Source organism: Streptomyces gossypii, assembly GCF_025165795.1.
Classification (GTDB): Bacteria; Actinomycetota; Actinomycetes; order Streptomycetales; family Streptomycetaceae; genus Streptomyces; species Streptomyces gossypii.
Genome location: NZ_JAJAGO010000005.1, coordinates 333847 through 350159, shown reverse-complemented (window position 1 = coordinate 350159; position 16313 = coordinate 333847). Strand labels below are relative to the sequence as shown.

Sequence of the window (16313 nt, the reverse complement as noted above, 5' to 3'; positions counted from 1 at the left end):
GTTCAGCGGCGGATGCGGTCCATCGCCGGGTCGAAGAGCGGCTCCGCCGCCACCGTGGCGGGGACCTTCTCGCCGAAGTACTCGATGATCACCGGGGTTCCGGGTACCGCCGCCGCGGCGGGAAGCCAGGCGTACGCGACGGTGGTGCCGATCGTGTAGCCGAACGCGGCGCTGGTCACGTACCCCGCGGGCATCCCGTCCACGTACACCGGCTCGCTGCCCAGCACCGTACGGGCCGGGTCGTCGACGGTGAGGCAGGTGAGCCGGCGGCGTACGGTCTGCTCGCTGCGGCCCTCCAGTGCGGCTCGGCCGACGAAGCCGCCCTCCTTGCCGCTGCGGACGGCGAAGCCGACACCCGCCTCATAGGGGTCGTGTTCGGCGGTCATGTCGGTGCCCCAGGCCCGGTAGCCCTTTTCCAGCCGCAGGCTGTTGAAGGCGCTGCGGCCGCCCGCGACCACCCCGTGCTCCTGGCCCGCCTCCCACAGGGTGTCCCACAGCTTCAGCCCGGTGTCGGCCGTCGTGTACAGCTCCCAGCCCAGCTCGCCGACGTAGCTCAGACGCATCGCGGTGACCGGGACGCTGCCGAGATACGTCTGCCGGTTGCGGAAGTAGCCGAACGCCTTGTGTCCGAAGTCGTCGCGGGTCAGCGGCTGCACCAGCGCACGCGCCAGCGGCCCCCACACCCCGATGCAGCAGGTGCCGGGGGTCGCGTCGCGGATCTGCACCGTGCCGTCGGCGGGCAGCCTGCGGCGGAGCCACTCCAGGTCGAGGTTGCCGTTGGCGCCGATCTGGAACCGGTCCCGCGAGATGCGTGCCACGGTCAGGTCGCTGCGGATGCCGCCGGACTCGTCGAGCAGCAGGGTGTACGTGACGGATCCGGGCTTCTTGGCCAGGTTGTTGGTGGTCAGGTACTGGAGGAAGGCCAGCGCGCCGGGACCGGTCACCTCGATCCGCTTGAGCGCGGTCATGTCGTAGAGCGCGACGCGCTCCCGCGTCGCCTTCGCCTCGGCCGCGGCGATCGGCGACCAGTGCCGGGCGGACCACTCGTCCCGCTCGGGGATCCGGAGGCCGTCGCACAGGGGCGAGTCGAGCAGGGCGGCGTTGGCCTCGTACCAGTGGGGGCGTTCCCAGCCGGACGCCTCCAGGAAGTACGCGCCCAGCTCCCGCTGGCGGCCGTGGAACGGGCTGACGCGCAGCGGCCGGGGCCGTTCCATCGGCTGGAGGGGGTGGATGATGTCGTAGATCTCGGTGAAGCTCTGGCAGCCGCGCTCGCGGACGTAGTCGGGCGCCAGTTGCACGTCCTCGAAGCGGTTCAGGTCGCACTCGTGCACATCGGTGCCGGGCGTGCCGTCGGCCAGCCACTCGGCCAGGGCGCGGGCGACGCCCGCGGAGTGGGTCACCCAGACCGCCTCGGCCAGCCAGAAGCCGGCCAGGCCGGGGTGTTCGCCCAGCAGCGGCATGCCGTCGGGGGTGAAGGAGAACAGCCCGTTCATGCCCTCCCGCACGTCGGTCTCCGCGAGACCGGGCAGCAGCCGTACGCTCTCCCGCCAGGCGGGGGCGAAGTCCTCCGGGGTGAAGGGTTGCATCGACGGCATGTGCGGCGCCTCGCCGGGGGCGAGCACGTCCTCCGCGGCGACGGGCATCGGCCGGTGGCCGTAGTAGCCGATGCCGATGCGGTCGCCGTGCTCACGGAAGTACAGGTCGTGGTCCTGGTGCCGCAGGATCGGCATCCCGGCCTCGCTCCGTTCGTCGTTGACACCGCGCAGTACGCCGAGCGGGCCGGTCGTGGCGTACTGGTGCGCCAGCGGGACCAGCGGCACGGTCATGCCCACCATCCGGCCGATCTTCGGCCCCCAGAAGCCGGCGGCCGAGACCACGATGTCGGCGGGGAAGCGGGCGTCGGCGGTGCGCACGGCGGTGACACGGCCGTGCTCCTGCTCGATCCCGGTCACCTCCTGACGGGCCAGGAAGTGCGCCCCGCGGGCGATCGCCCGGCGCGCCTGCGCCTCGCCCGCGCGTACGGCCTTGGCCAGCCCGTCGCTCGGCACGTGCAGGCCGCCGTACACCCGCTCTTCGTCCAGCAGCGGGTGCAGCTGCGCGCACTCCTCGGGTGCGAGCAGCCGCCCCTCGGTGCCCCGGGCCGTCGCCCAGCCGTGCTTGCGCTTGAGGTCGGCCCAGCGTTCGGGGGAACCGGCGACCTCCAGCGAACCGAGCTGCCGCAGGCACCAGGCGCCGTCCAGGGACAGGCCGGCGAACTTGCGGACGGTGTACTGCGCGAACTCGGTCATCGTCTTCGACGGGTTGGTCTGGAAGACGAGTCCGGGTGCGTGCGAGCTGGAGCCTCCGGTCGCGAACAGCGGGCCCTGGTCGAGCACGGTGACATCGGTGAGTCCGCGTTCGGTGATCTCGTCGGCGAGCCCGCAGCCGACGATGCCAGCTCCGATGATGACGATGCGGGGTTGTGCCGCCATGCTCGACCTCCTGTTTCGGAATGTGCCGTGGACTTCGCGATGCGCAACGGGCTGCGGGCAGACGGGAGCCCCGGTGAGCCGGGCGCCGGGGCGCCCGGGTGGGGTCAGCGGGTGAACGGGATCGGCGGGTCAGCGGTCAGCCGGGCAGCGGTCAGCGGGGCCCGGCGAACAGTTCGTCGAGGGTTTTCGCCTCCGCCTCGATGAGGGTGCTCGCTCCGTGGCCGGGGAGCACCGCCGTACGGCCCGGCAGCGTCAGCAGCCGGTCGCGGATGGAGGTGATGAGGGTGTCGAAGTCGCTGTACGAGCGGCCGGTGGCACCCGGCCCTCCGTTGAAGAGCGTGTCCCCGGTGAAGACGGTGCCCAGCTCCGCGACGTACAGGCAGACGGCGCCGGGCGCGTGCCCGGGTGTGTGGATCACCCTCAATCTGACTCCTGCGACGGTGAGTTCGGCACCGTCCGACAGATGGCGGCCCGGCGGGAACGCCGGGTGGGTGAGTTTCCACAGCACCTCGTCCGCCGGGTGCAGGTGGACCGGGGCTCCGGTGGCGGCGGACAGGGCGGGCGCGGCGTTGATGTGGTCGTTGTGTGCGTGTGTGCAGAGGATGGCCCGGAGGGTGCGGCCGCCCAGGGCGGTGGTGATCGCCTGCACGTCGTGGGCGGGGTCGATGACCACGGCCTCGTGGTCATCGCCCACGAGCCACACGTTGTTGTCGACTGCCCAGCTGCCGCCGTCCAGTTCGAAGGTGCCGGAGGTCACCAGGCACTCGATCCGCGCCCCGCCTCCGGTGGAACGTGCACTGCCGGTGGAACGCGGGCTTCCGGTGGAGCGCGGGCTTCCGGTGGAGCGCGGGAGAGTCACAGGACCACCACCGAACGCAGGACCTCGCCCGCTTCCATCCGGCCGAACGCCTTCTCCAACTCCCCGTCGCCCAGGGCGATGGTCTCGGACACGAACGCGTCCAGATCCAGCCGCCCCTGCCGGTACAGATCGATCAGCATCGGAAAATCCCGGGACGGCAGGCAGTCCCCGTACCAGGACGACTTCAGCGCCCCGCCTCGTCCGAACACGTCCAGCAGCGGCAATCGCAGGGTCATCTCCGGCGTGGGCACCCCGACCAGGACCACCGTCCCGGCCAGATCCCGTGAGTAGAAAGCCTGTTCATACGTTTCGGGGCGGCCCACCGCCTCGATCACCACATCCGCGCCGAACCCACCGGTCAGTTCCCGCACGGCCGCCACCGGGTCCTGTGCGCTGGAGTCGACGGTGTGCGTGGCTCCCATGGCGCGGGCGGTCGTCAGCTTCCGCGGATCGATGTCCACGGCGATGATCCGCGCCGCGCCCGCCAGCCGGGCCCCGGCGATCGCGGCGTCCCCGACCCCGCCGCAGCCGATCACCGCCACCGAGTCGCCGCGCCCGACCTGTCCGGTGTTGAGCGCCGCCCCGAGACCGGCCATCACGCCGCAGCCCAGCAGGCCCGCCGCCGCGGGTGCCGCCGCCGGGTCCACCTTCGTGCACTGTCCTGCGGCCACCAGCGTCTTCTCCACGAACGCCCCGACGCCCAAGGCGGGCGACAGGACCGTGCCGTCGGTCAGCGTCATCGGTTGGGCGGCGTTGTGGGTGTCGAAGCAGTACCAGGGCCGGCCACGCGCACAGGCTCGGCACCGGCCGCACACCGCACGCCAGTTGAGGATCACGAAGTCGTCGGCGGCCACCTCGGTGACTCCCTCGCCCACCGCTTCGACCACCCCCGCGGCCTCGTGCCCCAGCAGGAACGGGAACTCGTCGTTGATCGCGCCCTGCTTGTAATGCAGGTCGGTATGGCACACCCCGCACGCCTGGACCGCCACCACGGCCTCCCCGGGCCCCGGGTCCGGCACGACCACCGTCTCCATTCGCACCGGCTCATCCCGGCCAGGAGCCACGAGCCCGCGAACATGCTGCACCATGAGTTACCTTTCCTCGTTCTTGAACGGGCTGTCCCCGGCCGCGTATTCGGCCATCGAGTCGAGGAGCCAGTCGGTGACGTAGTCGGCGAAGGAGGCACGTACGAAGAGCAGGAAACCGTCCGGCTCGCGATCCGCCACGAGCAGCACCCGGGCGCCGCGCGCCAGCAGCGTCTGCGCGCACGCGTCGCCGCCGAAAGCCCGCGGATGCAGGTCGATCGGGCAGACCTTGCGCAGCACGTCCCGTGCGCGGGCGCCGCTGATCCGCAGCGTGGTGCTGTGCGCGGACACCTCGGTGTACGCGGTGTACACGGTGTCCGCCTCGCCGTCCGGACCGGCCGACGCCTCAGCGACCGCGCGCAGCGTGTTCCCGGTCTCGGCTGCCGTGCCGGGCGGGGTGACGATCAGCCACTCGTCCGGGCCCAGCCAGACGGCCATCCGGTCGCCGGAGCGGCGCACGGTACCGGGTGTGCGGGGCAGTGCCAGCGGCGGTGTGAAGCCGAGAGTCGCCGCCGCGTTGTGCCCGGACCGCTGCCGGCGGCGGAGGTTGAACTGGGTGAGGAACGGAACTTCCCGCAGCTCCACCCCCGACCGTCCGGGCCGTCCGGCCCGCGCCAGCTCGTCCGCCCGGTGCTGGAGTGGGGAGTGCCGCCCGTGCGGCCCTGCCGCCGGAGGCTCCGGCGGCGGTGCTGCGCGGGTGAGTGCTCCGGGGAGTGTCGCGACCGTGTCAGCCATCCCTGCGGCTCCCTTCCCTGTCGTAGAAGACCGGCTCGGTGACCTGGGCGGCCACTGTCCGGTCGCCGAGCGCCACGTGCACCGTGCCGCCGATGCGGTCCCGTCCGCCCCGTACGAGGGCGAGCGCGAAGGTGCGGCCCAGCGCGGCGCTGCGGTAGCTGGAGGTGACGTGGCCGAGCGACGGCACCGGTGTCCGGGCCTCCGGCTCCCCGGAACCGGCGCAGACGAGGTGGCTGCCTTCGGGGAGAAGTTCACCCGTGTCCCACGGCAGCAGTCCGACGAGGTGTTTGCGGTCCGGCCGCGAGGTGTCCGGGCGACGGTGGGACCGTCTGCCGATGAAGTCCTTGCGCGTGGAGACCGCCCAGTCCATGCCCAAGTCCTGCGGCGTCACGCTGCCGTCGGTGTCCTGGCCGACGATCACATAGCCTTTCTCCGCCCGCAGCACGTGCATCGTCTCGGTGCCGTAGGGCGTGATGCCCTCCACCGCTCCGGTCTCCAGGACCGCCTCCCACAGGGCCGCCCCGTCCCAGCCGGAGACGTAGACCTCGAAGGCCAGTTCGCCGGAGAAGCTGATCCGCGCTACCCGCGCGGGCAGCCCGGCGACCTCGGCGTCCCGCCAGGCCATGAAGGGAAAGTCGCCGTTTTCCAGCGGCAGTTGCGGGGCAAGCCGGGCGAGTACGGCACGGGCCCGGGGGCCGACGACGGCGACGCCGGCCCACTGCTCCGTCACGGAGGTGCAGAACACGCGAAGCTGGGGCCACTCCGTCTGGAGCCACTCCTCCAGCCAGTCGAGTACCGCCGCGGCGTTGCCCGTGGTGGTGCTCATCTGGAAGCGGTCCTCGGCCAGTCGCATGGTCACGCCGTCGTCGAAGACCATGCCGTCGGCGGTGCACATGACGCCGTAACGGCAGGAGCCGACGCGGAGTTTGGCGAAGCCTCCTGTGTAGACGCGGTTCAGGAACTCGGCGGCGTCCGGCCCCTGGATGTCGATCTTGCCGAGGGTGGAGACGTCCATGGCAGCGACACCCTCGCGGGCGGCCCGGCACTCGCGGTCCACCGCGGTCGCCATGTCCTCGCCGGGACGCGGGTAGTAGCGGGGTCGCTTCCACTGCCCGACGTTCTCGAAGACGGCGCCCCGCGCGAGGTGCCAGGCGTGCAGCGGCGTGGTGCGGACCGGGTCGTGCAGCCGCCCCCGTGCACGGCCCGCCAGCAGCGCGAACGGCACGGGCGTGTACGGCGGCCGGTTGGTGGTCGTGCCCAGCTCCGCCACCGGCACGCCCAGTACGCCGGCCGTGGCCGCCGCGGCGGTGACGCCCGAGGTACGGCCCTGGTCGTGCGCGGTGCCGATCGTGGTGTAGCGCTTGACGTGTTCGACGGAGCGCATGCCGCCGCCGACGGCCCGTTCGATGTCCGCGAGGGTGGCGTCCCGCTGCATGTCGACGTACTGGGCGGCCGGATCGCCCGCCGCCGGGCACGCGGGCAGCGGCCACAGCGGAGGCAGCGGTGCGGGTTCCCAGGCGCCCGGTGGCTGTGGCGTCTGCCCGGCGCTCAGGCCCAGGTCGGATGCGGCGTCCGCGCCGGCGGCGGCGCCGTCGGCGAGGCAGTCGCCGAGCCGTGCCAGGCCCCGCGCGGCGCCCGCCACCCGGCGGCGCGGATCCGGCTCGTGGGGGACGTGGCAGCACAGCCGCTCGTCGTAGCGCGTGCGGCCGCCCGACTGCGTGTGCAGTTGCACCGCCGGGTTCCAGCCGCCGCTGACCAGCAGCAGGTCGCAGTCGGCTGCCGAGGATGCGGTGCCGTCCCCCTCGCGTGCCGCCAGCAGTGCGGCCGTGACCGTACCGTCGCCGCCCCGGCTGCCGACCACCACGTGCCCGGCGGACACGTCGATGTGCCGGTCCGCGCAGCGCGCCGCCCAGTACGGCGGCACGTGGTCGCGTGCGTCGACGATGCGGGCGATCTCCAGGCCGGCGTCGGCGAGTTCGAGTGCGGCGGCGTACGCGCTGTCGTTGTTCGCGGCGACGACGGCGCGGCGGCCGGGGAGCGTCCCGTAGCGGTTGGCGTAGGTGCGGGCCGCGCCGGCCAGCATGACGCCCGGCCGGTCGTTGTCGGCGAACAGCAGCGGCCGTTCGTGGGCGCCGGTCGCGAACACGATGCGGCGTGCCCTGATCTGCCACAGACGCCCGCCCCCGCCGGCCGCGGGCAGGCGCCGTTCGGCGGCAACGACGTAGTTGTGGTCGTAGCAGCCCACCGCGGTGGTGCGGGTAAGCAGGGTGGTCTCGGCGCGGCCCGCGAGTTCGGCGAGGGCGTGCCGCACCCACTCGAGCGCGGGCCGGTCCGCGATGTGTTCGCGGGTGCCGAGGAGGCTGCCGCCCATCTCCGGCTGCTCGTCGAGGAGTACGACTCTCGCCCCGGTCGAGGCGGCCGTGCGGGCTGCGGTGAGCCCGGCCGGTCCGGCGCCGACGACGAGCACGTCGCAGTGGGCGTGCATGGCGTCGTGCCTCCCGTGGTCGCCCGGCCGGCCGGCCTCCAGCCGCCCCTTTCCGCGCAGGGAGGTGGCGCGCAGGCCGTCGTACAGTTCGGTCACGGTGGCCTGTGTCATCGGCTCGGCGGGCCGTGCGGCGGCGTCCGGCGCGTGCGGGTCCGGGTGCAGTCCCACCAGGGCGTTGGGCTCGTCCACGCCTGCGGCGTAGATGCCGCGCGGGCGGCCGTGCGTGAGGCTCGTGGTGAAGGTGCGGACGCCGTTCGCGAGCAGGGCGGAGGCGAGGGTGTCGCCCTGGTAGCCGGTGTGGACGGTGCCGTCGAAGGTGAACGTGAGCGGGTGGGCGCGGTCGATGCGACCGCCGGTACGGAGCCGGTGGGAGTTCATGACGCGATCACCGGGACCGGCTCGCCGGGGAGGTAGGCGCCGTACACCTCGTGGGTGACGGTGTGCCGGAGGACGTTGAACCAGCGGCGGCAGCCCGCCGCGTGGCTCCAGCGCTCGGCGAACCAGCCCGCCGGGTTGTCCCGCAGGAACAGATAGCCGGCCCACTCCTCGTCGCTCAGCGCGTCCGGGTCCGCCGGGTGCACGAGGTGCGCCTGACCGCCGTAGTGGAACTCCACTTCGTCCCGGTCACCGCACCACGGGCAGGGAATCAGTTGCATGGTGTCTCCAGTGCTCGTCCGCGTGGGTGCCGTGTCGCGGCCGCGGGGCCCGAGGTATCAGTGAGCGACGGCCGCCGCGCCGTGCTCGTCGATCAGTGCGCCCGTGGTGAAGCGCTCCAGCGAGTAGGGCTCGTTCAGCGGGTGCGGCCGGTCGTGCGCGATGGTGTGCGCGTACACCCAGCCCGCGCCGGGGGTGGCCTTGAAACCGCCCGTCCCCCACCCGCAGTTGAGGTAGAGGCCGTCGACCGGCGTACGGCCGACGATCGGTGAGGCGTCGGGTGACACGTCCACCACGCCGCCCCAGGTGCGCAGCACCCGGGCCCGTGCGAACGCGGGGAACAGCTCCAATGCGGCCGCCATCTGCTGCTGGATCACGTGGAAGCCACCGCGCCGGCCGTACGAGTTGTACTGGTCCACGCCCGCGCCCAGCACCAGTTCACCCTTGTGCGCCTGACTGACGTACACGTGCACGGCGTTGGACATCACGACGCACGGGAGCACGGGTTCGAGCAGTTCGGAGACTAGCGCCTGCAGCGGGTGGCTCTGGACGGGCAGCCGCAGCCCGGCCATTTCGGCCAGCAGCGTGGAGTGGCCGGCGACGGCGAGCGCGACCCGGCCCGCGGTGACCGGCCCGCGGTCCGTCTCCACCCCCGTCACCCGGTCTCCGCGCACCGTGATGCCCGTGACCTCGCAGTTCTGGATGAGGTCGACGCCGAGCGCGTCCGCGGCGCGGGCGTACGCCCAGGCAACGTGGTCGTGTCTGGCGATGCCCGCCCGGCGCTGCAGCGTGGCACCGAGCACCGGATAGCGCGCCTTTGGTGAGACGTTGACGACCGGGCAGAACTCCTTGACCTGCTCCGGAGTAAGCCACTCGGCGTCGACGCCCTGCAGCCGGTTGGCCTCGACGCGCCGCACTCCGTCGCGCACGTCCTGCAGGCTGTGGGCGAGGTTGAGCACACCGCGCTGGCTGAACAGGACGTCGTAGTCCAGCTCTTCGGACAGGCCCTCCCAGAGTTTCATGGCGTGTTCGTAGAGGGCCGCGCTCTCGTCCCACAGGTAGTTGGAGCGGATGATCGCGGTGTTGCGGGCCATGTTGCCGCCCGCCAGCCAGCCGCGTTCGATGACGGCGACGTCTTCGATCCCGTGGTTCTTGGCGAGGTAGTAGGCGGTGGCCAGGCCGTGTCCGCCCGCTCCCACGATCACCACGTCGTACGTGCGCCGCGGTTCGGGGTTGCGCCAGAGGCTGGCGGGATGTCCGGGGGGTTCCGCAAGTGCCATGGACGGACCTTTCTGTCAGCGCGGGGACAGGTCCAGGCAGAGAGGGTGCGCGAGAGCGGCGCGGAAAATCGTTTCGCATTGCGCAACTCAGAGCTTCATGAGAAACGAACTGCGAGCACGAGTATGGAGCTTCATAGCCGTGCGTCGTCAACCCCCCACGGAAGGAAATCCAGCGAGTGGCTCAGGCGCGGCGGCCGATGCGGGCGCTGACCTCCGCCGCCGCCTCGCCCACCGTGCGCGCGAGCTGCGGGAAGACGTCCGTCGACAGCCGGTACGACGGACCCGAGATGCTCAGCGCGGCGACGACCTCGCCCCCGGCACCGTGGACCGGGCACGCGATCGCGTTGAGGCCGAGCTCCAGCTCCTCCGTCGTGCTGCTCCACCCCCGGCGGCGCACCTGTTCGAGCTCGGCCTGCAGGTCACGGACGTCACAGACGGTGTGCTCGGTGAACCGCTCGAGCCTGCCGGAGATCAGTTCGCGTTCCCGCTCGGGCCGTTCGAAGGCGAGCAGCACCTTGCCGCTGGAGGTTGCATGCAACGGGGTGCGCTGGCCGACCCAGTTGTAGGCGCTGACGGAGCGCAGAGCGCGGATCTGGCTGACGTTGATGGCCTCGTCCCGGTCCAGAACGGCGATGTTGACGCCCTCCCCGGACTCATCGGCCAGCCGCTGGCACACGGCGCTGCTCTCCCGCGTGATCTCCAGTTGGGCGCTGGCGGCTCCGGCGAGCCGCACGATGCCGTACGCCAGCTGGTACTTGCCGCGGTCCTCGGTCTGCTCCACGAGGCCGCGCTGCTCCAGGGCGCTGACAAGCCGGAAGGCCGTGGACTTGTGTACGTCCAGCTCCTTGGCGATCTCGGTGACTCCGGCCTCGCCGTGCCGGGCCAGGATGTCCAGCACGGTGACGGCCCGGTCCACCGACTGCACGGGCGAGGCCCCGCCGTTCCCGCCGGACGTCACGGCGTTCTGCGTCTCGTTGCCCATGGGCGAACGGTATACCGCGTGTCGCGAACTGCCGCTTGACACCGGCTCCCCCGCGCCCGCATCGTTTGTTGCGTATAGCCAACCAGGTTGCGCTATGCGGAACAAACGAGTGGCGACTCGTCCAACGCCGTGTTCCCCCACCGCTCTTGCATCCCCTTGTCGTATCCGCGGAGGCGCCTGCCACCGCCCGCGTACGGAGGAATGACATGGAACACAGTGAAACCCTCACCCGCGAAGGCACCGTCCTCGTCGCATGCCGCATCGAGGACCTGCCGCCCGGAGAGTCCGTCCGGATCGACGCGGCCGACGGCACCCAGGCCGTCGCAGTCTTCAACGCCGACGGCGAGTTGTACGCGATCGACGACACCTGCACCCACCAGGACGCCTCCCTGGCGGACGGCTGGCTCGAAGGCTGCACGGTGGAGTGCCCGTTGCACGCCGCCTGCTTCGACCTGCGCACCGGGATGCCCAACGGTCCGCCCGCCAAGCGGCCCGTGCGCACGCACCGGGTGACCGTCGAGGACGGCTTCGTGCGCGTGCACGTCGCCGTGCCCGTCCAGGCGTTCTGATGCGGTCCGTCGCGGTCGTCGGCGCCTCGCTGGCGGGGCTGACGGCGGCGCGCGCGCTGCGCGCGCAGGGGTACGACGGCGGGATCACGCTGATCGGGGACGAGCGGCAAGCGCCGTACGACCGTCCGCCGCTGTCCAAGGACTTCCTGCTGTCCCGGACGTCCGCCGAGGACTTGGCGCTGACCACCGAGGACGACCAGTCCCTCGGCATCGACTGGCGACTGGCCACCGCGGCGACCGCCCTCGACACGGCCGGGCGCCGGATCACGCTTTCCGACGGCGGCGAGGTGCGCGCCGACGGTGTCGTCATCGCGACCGGCGCGCGGGCCAGAACGCTGCCCGGTGCCGGCGGAATGTCCGGTGTGCACACGCTCCGCACCCTGGACGACGCACTCGCGCTCCGCGAATCGCTGTGCGCGGGCGGGCCGTTGGTCATCGTCGGTGCCGGGTTCATCGGTTCCGAGGTCGCCTCGGCGGCGCTCGCCGCCGGCGTCGGGGTCACCGTGGTCGAGGCACTGCCCGTGCCGCTGGCCGGGCCGCTCGGCGCCGAGATGGGCGCGGCCTGCGCCGGGTTGCACGCCGATCACGGGATCCCGGTGCTGTGCGGCTCGCCCGTGCGCGAACTGCTGGGCGGCGCACGGGTGGAGGGCGTACGGCTGGAGGACGGGACCGTGCTCCCCGCCGCGGCCGTCCTCGTCGGCATGGGCTCGGTGCCCAACACGGAGTGGCTCGCGGGCTCCGGCCTGGACCTGCGCGGCGGCGTACGGACCGACTCCCGGGGTGCCACCGGGCTCCCGCACGTCGTGGCCGTCGGCGACTGCGCCGCCTCCTACCGGCCGGACGCGGCCCGGCACGTACGGACGGAGCACTGGACGGACGCGCTACGGCAGCCGGAGACCGCCGTACGCACTCTGCTCGCCGGGCCGGACACGGCGCCGGGGACCGCCTCCGCGGGGGGCGGTTCGGTGCGCGGCCTGCTGCCCTACTTCTGGTCCGAACAGTACGGCGTGCGCATCCAGTTCGCGGGCGCCCGCCGGGACGGGGACAGCGTGCGGATCGATTCGGGCGACCCGGAGGACCGGTGCTTCCTGGCGGTCTACGAGCGGGACGGCCGTCCGACGGCCGTCCTGGGGATGGACCAGCCGAAGCAGTTCACCTGGTGGCGCCGGCAACTCGCGGCCCAGTGGGCTGCGGTGGCGACATGACCGCTTCCGGTGGGACTCACTCGGGGAGGTAACCGAGCAGCCAGGAGAGTTCCGTCGCCGTGTCGATCACCGACTTCGCCACGTCCGGCAGCCGTTCCGCGGTGAGGCGGTACGAGGGCCCCGACGCGCTCACGGCGAAGACCACGGTGCCGTCGGCGGCACGTACCGGCGCCGCCGCCGCGTTCAGCCCCAACTCCAGCTCCTCCGAGGCCAGTCCGTAGCCCTGTGCGGTGATCCGGGCCAGCTCCTCTTCCAGCGCCGCCAGGTCCGTCACCGTCGAGGAGGTGTACTCCTCCAGCCCCGCCGCGAACAGGTCGGAACGCTCCCGCGCGGGCGTGAACGCCAGCAGCACCTTGCCGCTGGCCGTCGCGTGCAGGGGCGTGCGGCGCCCCAGCCAGTTCTGCGTGATGACCGCGGCCAGTCCGCGCGCCTGTGCGATGTTCACGGCCATGCCGTCCTCGGAGACGGCGATGTTCACCGTCTCTCCGACCTCTTCGGCGAGCCGCTCGCAGACCGGGTTCGCCAGCGTGATCATGTCCGGCTGGAAGCGCTTGGCGCCGCCCAGCCGGATCAGTTCGAAGCCGAGGCAGTACTTGCCCCGCGGCGTCCGCTGCTCCACCAGTCCCCGCGCCACCAGCGCGTTCACCAACCGGAACGCCGTCGATTTGTGCACACCCAGCGCCGCGGCGATCTCCGTGCCTCCCGCTCGCCGCCTGGCGGCCAGGAATTCGAGCACGTCGACCGCCCGGTCGACCGCCTGCACGGTCGCGGTGGTGGACGGATCGCGCGATCTGTTGCTCATGCTGCGACTATACGGCGCCCCAGCCTCCTTCCCCAGGCCAGCGTCCGGCGGTGGCCGTATGTGTAGCCCGCCCGGAATCTGGTACCCGGCACAGATGAAGGCAGCTGTGTGGCATGGCAAGCGCGACGTCCGGATCGACAACGTTCCCGATCCGGAAGTGGAGAAGTCCACGGACGCCGTCATCAAGGTGACGTCGAGTGGTCTCTGCGGTTCTGATCTGCATCTTTACGAGGTACTCGCCCCGTTCATGACGCCCGGCGACATCCTTGGGCACGAGCCGCTCGGGCGGGTGGAGGAGGTGGGCTCGGCGGTACCCGGTCTGGCCGTGGGCGACCGGGTCGTCGTACCTTTCCAGATCGCGTGCGGCTCCTGTTACATGTGTGACCTCGGCCTGCAGACCCAGTGCGAGACCACCCAGGTGAGGAGCCAGAACGCGGGGGCCGCGCTCTTCGGCTTCAGCAGGATCTACGGTGCCGTGCCCGGCGGCCAGGCGGAGTACCTCAGAGTGCCCCAGGCGCACTACGGCCCTGTCAAGGTGCCCCCCGACGTGCCCGACGACCGTTTCCTCTTCCTCTCCGACGTGCTGCCCACCGCCTGGCAGGCGGTGGCCTACGCGGAGGTACCCGAGGGCGGAACGCTGGCCGTCCTGGGGCTCGGCCCCATCGGCGACATGGCCTGCCGCATCGCGCTGCACCAGGGGGTGCGGAAGGTGATCGGCGTGGACCTCGTCCCCGAACGGCTGGAACGCGCCCGGTCCTTCGGCGTACACACCCTGGACCTCAAGGAAGTGGACGACGTGACGGGGGCGGTACGTGAACTGACGGACGGCCGCGGTGCGGACAGCGTGATCGATGCGGTCGGCATGGAGGCGCACGGCGGCAGGGCGGGCAAGCTGTTGCAGGACGCCGTAACGCTGCTGCCGGACAAGGCGGCGGAGAAGACGGCCGGCACCCTCGGGGTCGACCGGCTCGCGGCTCTGCTGACGGCCATCGACATCGTCCGCCGTGGCGGCACGGTCTCGCTGAGCGGCGTCTACGGCGGGATGATCGATCCGCTGCCGATGCTGAAGCTGTTCGACAAGCAGATCCAGCTGCGTATGGGACAGGCCAACGTGAAGCACTGGATTCCGCACATTCTCCCGCTGCTGACCGGCGACGGGGACCCACTGGGCGTCGACGGCTTCGCCACCCACCACCTCCCGCTGTCGGACGCTCCGGAGGCGTACCGGATGTTCCAGCAGAAGGAGGACGGGGCGGTCAAGGTCGTCTTCCGTCCCTGAGCCTCGGTGCCCCGCACCGCTCGCGACCCGAGGGAGAAGCGATGCCGAAGTCCCAGCGTGAGGAGCCCCGCCCCCCGCAGATCCGGGTGGTGGTGACCGGCGCCAGCGGGAACATCGGGACGAGCGTGGTGAACGCGCTTGCAGCCGCACCCGGGATCAGCTCGGTCCTCGGCCTGGCACGGCGGTCCCCGGACTGGCACCCGCCGAAGACCCGCTGGCACCGGGTCGATGTGGGCCAGGAGGACGCCGAGCGGGAACTGACCGGAATCTTCCGGGATGCCGATGCCGTCATTCACCTGGCCTGGCTGATCCAGCCGAGCCACGATTCCCGCGTGACGTGGCGGACCAACGTACTGGGCACCGACCGGGTGCTCCGGGCGGTCGCCGCCGCCGAGGTGCCCGTTTTCGCCTGCGCTTCCTCGGTCGCCGCATACTCGCCCCGGCCGGACGGCGCACGAGGCGGGTGGGTGGACGAGTCCTGGCCCACCCATGGCTGGCCGACGGCGGCCTACAGCCGGGAGAAGGCGTACGTCGAACGCCTGCTGGACGTCTTCGAGCAGAGGTGTCCCGGCATCCACGTGACCCGGATGCGCCCCAGTTTCGTCTTCAAGAGGGGCTCGGCGATGGAGCAGCGGCGGCTGTTCGCCGGTCCGCTGCTTCCGCACCGGCTGGTCCGCCCCGGCCTGGTGCCCGTGGTGCCGGATGTTCCGGGGCTCCGTTTCCAGGCCGTCCACGCGGACGACGTGGCGGACGCGTTCGTCCGGGCCGTCACCCGGAAGACGCGTGGGCCGTTCAACCTGGCCGGTGAGCAACCGCTGAACGCCCAGAGCCTGGCCCGTCTCCTGGGCGCCCGGACGGTCCGGGTGCCGCTGCTACCGGTGCGTTCCGCACTCTCACTCGCCTGGAGGCTCCGGCTCGTCCCCGCCTCGCCGTACCTTTTCGACGCCCTGCTACGGCTGCCCCTGCTCAGCACCGACCGGGCGCGAGGGGAGGAACTGGGCTGGACGCCGAGCCTGACGGGCCCCGAAGCGATTGCCGAGATGCTCGCCGGCATGAGGGAGGGCTCCGGACTGGACACCCCTCCGCTGACTCCTCGCGTGCCCGGCGGCCGGTTCGGGGAGATCGCGACCGGCGTGGGCGGCCAGCCGTGACGAGGTGAGCTTCTGCTGTCACTCCCGCGGTCCCGGGGTCCCGTGCGGCGGCTGGTGGCGCGGTTCGGACGCCGGCTGGTGGCGCGGTTCGGACGCCTTCACCCTCCTGCCAGCTCGTTGATCAGGGCCTGCATGTCGCTGACGGTGCGCTCGGCGGGCAGCCGGTCCACCGCGTCCACCAGCGAGTCCGGTGCGTGGTCGCGCCGGAGCCGCTCGGCCAGGTGTTCCGGGCCGGCCGGGAAGTCGCTGCGGGTCAGGTACCGGGTCACCTCCATCCGAAGCGCCTCGGGGTCGGCTTCGCCGCCCGGCGGCGGCACCGGGTCCTCCGCCGCCAGAGGATCGTCGTCCGCGGGCGGCTCGGCGTCGTTCCACTCGTGGGCGCGGGTCGGGTGTGCGGACCGGAGCCGGCCCTCCAGGCTCTGCTTGAGTTCGTCGTCCTGCCGGGCGCTGTGCTTGTCGCTCTCTCGCTCCACTGCGGCCTCCTGACTCGATCCTCCGTGCAGGGCACACACGGACGCGGGTAGCCGCCCTTGCCGCTTCGAAACGAAGGCCGCCCGCGCCCTGGGAACGGTCCGACAGGGAGACTTTCTCGTTCGGAATGCCGAACGATGGACGACCCGCGTGGCAGCTGTACGCCGAAAGACACCGGAGAAGGGTCGTCGAACCGGTTCGACGCCACACTCCGGCCGCTCCCACCAGCGCTCCGGCCTGATGCGCCTACAGGCCCCAGTGTCATATGTCTTGCGCGAAGATGAC

Annotated in this window: 12 protein-coding genes and 1 pseudogene; 4 read left to right on the top strand and 9 right to left on the bottom strand. The window is 71.9% G+C overall.

Translation table 11 applies throughout. The annotated features are described in order from the left end of the window. Positions 1-2 precede the first annotated feature (2 nt). The 7 genes and pseudogenes from LHJ74_RS13075 to LHJ74_RS13030 form a co-directional block, all read right to left on the bottom strand. Positions 3-2471 (bottom strand): GcvT family protein, encoded by a 2469-nt coding sequence (locus LHJ74_RS13075; RefSeq protein ID WP_260218136.1) that lies wholly within the window; start codon positions 2469-2471, stop codon positions 3-5. Positions 2472-2622: 151 nt separating this feature from the next. Next, complete coding sequence (locus LHJ74_RS13070) at positions 2623-3240, bottom strand: MBL fold metallo-hydrolase (RefSeq protein ID WP_260218241.1); 618 nt, start codon at positions 3238-3240, stop codon at positions 2623-2625. Positions 3241-3326: 86 nt separating this feature from the next. Beyond that, positions 3327-4418 carry an S-(hydroxymethyl)mycothiol dehydrogenase gene (locus LHJ74_RS13065; protein ID WP_260218135.1) on the bottom strand — a complete coding sequence of 364 codons (1092 nt, stop codon included), beginning with the start codon at positions 4416-4418 and terminating at the stop codon, positions 3327-3329. 3 nt (positions 4419-4421) lie between these two features. Then, positions 4422-5150: a sarcosine oxidase subunit gamma gene (locus LHJ74_RS13060; RefSeq protein WP_260218134.1), complete on the bottom strand. Its 729-nt coding sequence runs from the start codon at positions 5148-5150 to the stop codon at positions 4422-4424. Next, positions 5143-8291: pseudogene (locus LHJ74_RS34165) on the bottom strand (sarcosine oxidase subunit delta family protein). The gene LHJ74_RS13060 and the pseudogene LHJ74_RS34165 overlap by 8 nt, the downstream one beginning before the upstream one ends. A 57-nt stretch (positions 8292-8348) precedes the next feature. Beyond that, positions 8349-9569, bottom strand: coding sequence for a sarcosine oxidase subunit beta family protein (locus tag LHJ74_RS13035; protein ID WP_260218132.1), 1221 nt, complete (start codon positions 9567-9569; stop codon positions 8349-8351). Positions 9570-9750: 181 nt separating this feature from the next. Beyond that, positions 9751-10551, bottom strand: coding sequence for an IclR family transcriptional regulator (locus tag LHJ74_RS13030; RefSeq protein ID WP_260218131.1), 801 nt, complete (start codon positions 10549-10551; stop codon positions 9751-9753). Positions 10552-10757: 206 nt separating this feature from the next. Between LHJ74_RS13030 and LHJ74_RS13025 the strand changes: the two genes are divergently transcribed. Together LHJ74_RS13025 and LHJ74_RS13020 are read left to right on the top strand one after the other, a co-directional pair. Next, positions 10758-11120 carry a bifunctional 3-phenylpropionate/cinnamic acid dioxygenase ferredoxin subunit gene (locus tag LHJ74_RS13025; RefSeq protein WP_260218130.1) on the top strand — a complete coding sequence of 121 codons (363 nt, stop codon included), beginning with the start codon at positions 10758-10760 and terminating at the stop codon, positions 11118-11120. Next, entirely contained in the window at positions 11120-12325 is a 1206-nt protein-coding gene (locus LHJ74_RS13020; protein WP_260218129.1) for an NAD(P)/FAD-dependent oxidoreductase, read from the top strand. Before LHJ74_RS13025 ends, LHJ74_RS13020 begins: the two co-directional genes overlap by 1 nt. 16 nt (positions 12326-12341) lie before the next feature. On the opposite strand, the gene LHJ74_RS13015 is transcribed toward LHJ74_RS13020, so the two are convergent. Then, on the bottom strand, positions 12342-13127 hold the full coding sequence (locus tag LHJ74_RS13015) for an IclR family transcriptional regulator (RefSeq protein ID WP_311203289.1): 786 nt from the start codon (positions 13125-13127) through the stop codon (positions 12342-12344). 94 nt (positions 13128-13221) lie between these two features. Between LHJ74_RS13015 and LHJ74_RS13010 the strand changes: the two genes are divergently transcribed. Continuing rightward, complete coding sequence (locus tag LHJ74_RS13010; RefSeq protein ID WP_260218128.1) at positions 13222-14406, top strand: zinc-dependent alcohol dehydrogenase; 1185 nt, start codon at positions 13222-13224, stop codon at positions 14404-14406. Between the two features lie 41 nt (positions 14407-14447). Further along, positions 14448-15557, top strand: a complete 1110-nt coding sequence (locus tag LHJ74_RS13005) for an NAD-dependent epimerase/dehydratase family protein (RefSeq protein ID WP_260218127.1) — start codon at positions 14448-14450, stop codon at positions 15555-15557. Positions 15558-15655: 98 nt separating this feature from the next. On the opposite strand, the gene LHJ74_RS13000 is transcribed toward LHJ74_RS13005, so the two are convergent. Further along, a complete protein-coding gene (locus LHJ74_RS13000) occupies positions 15656-16030 on the bottom strand; it encodes a DUF2795 domain-containing protein (protein ID WP_260218126.1) in 375 nt (124 codons plus the stop codon). Positions 16031-16313 lie beyond the last annotated feature (283 nt).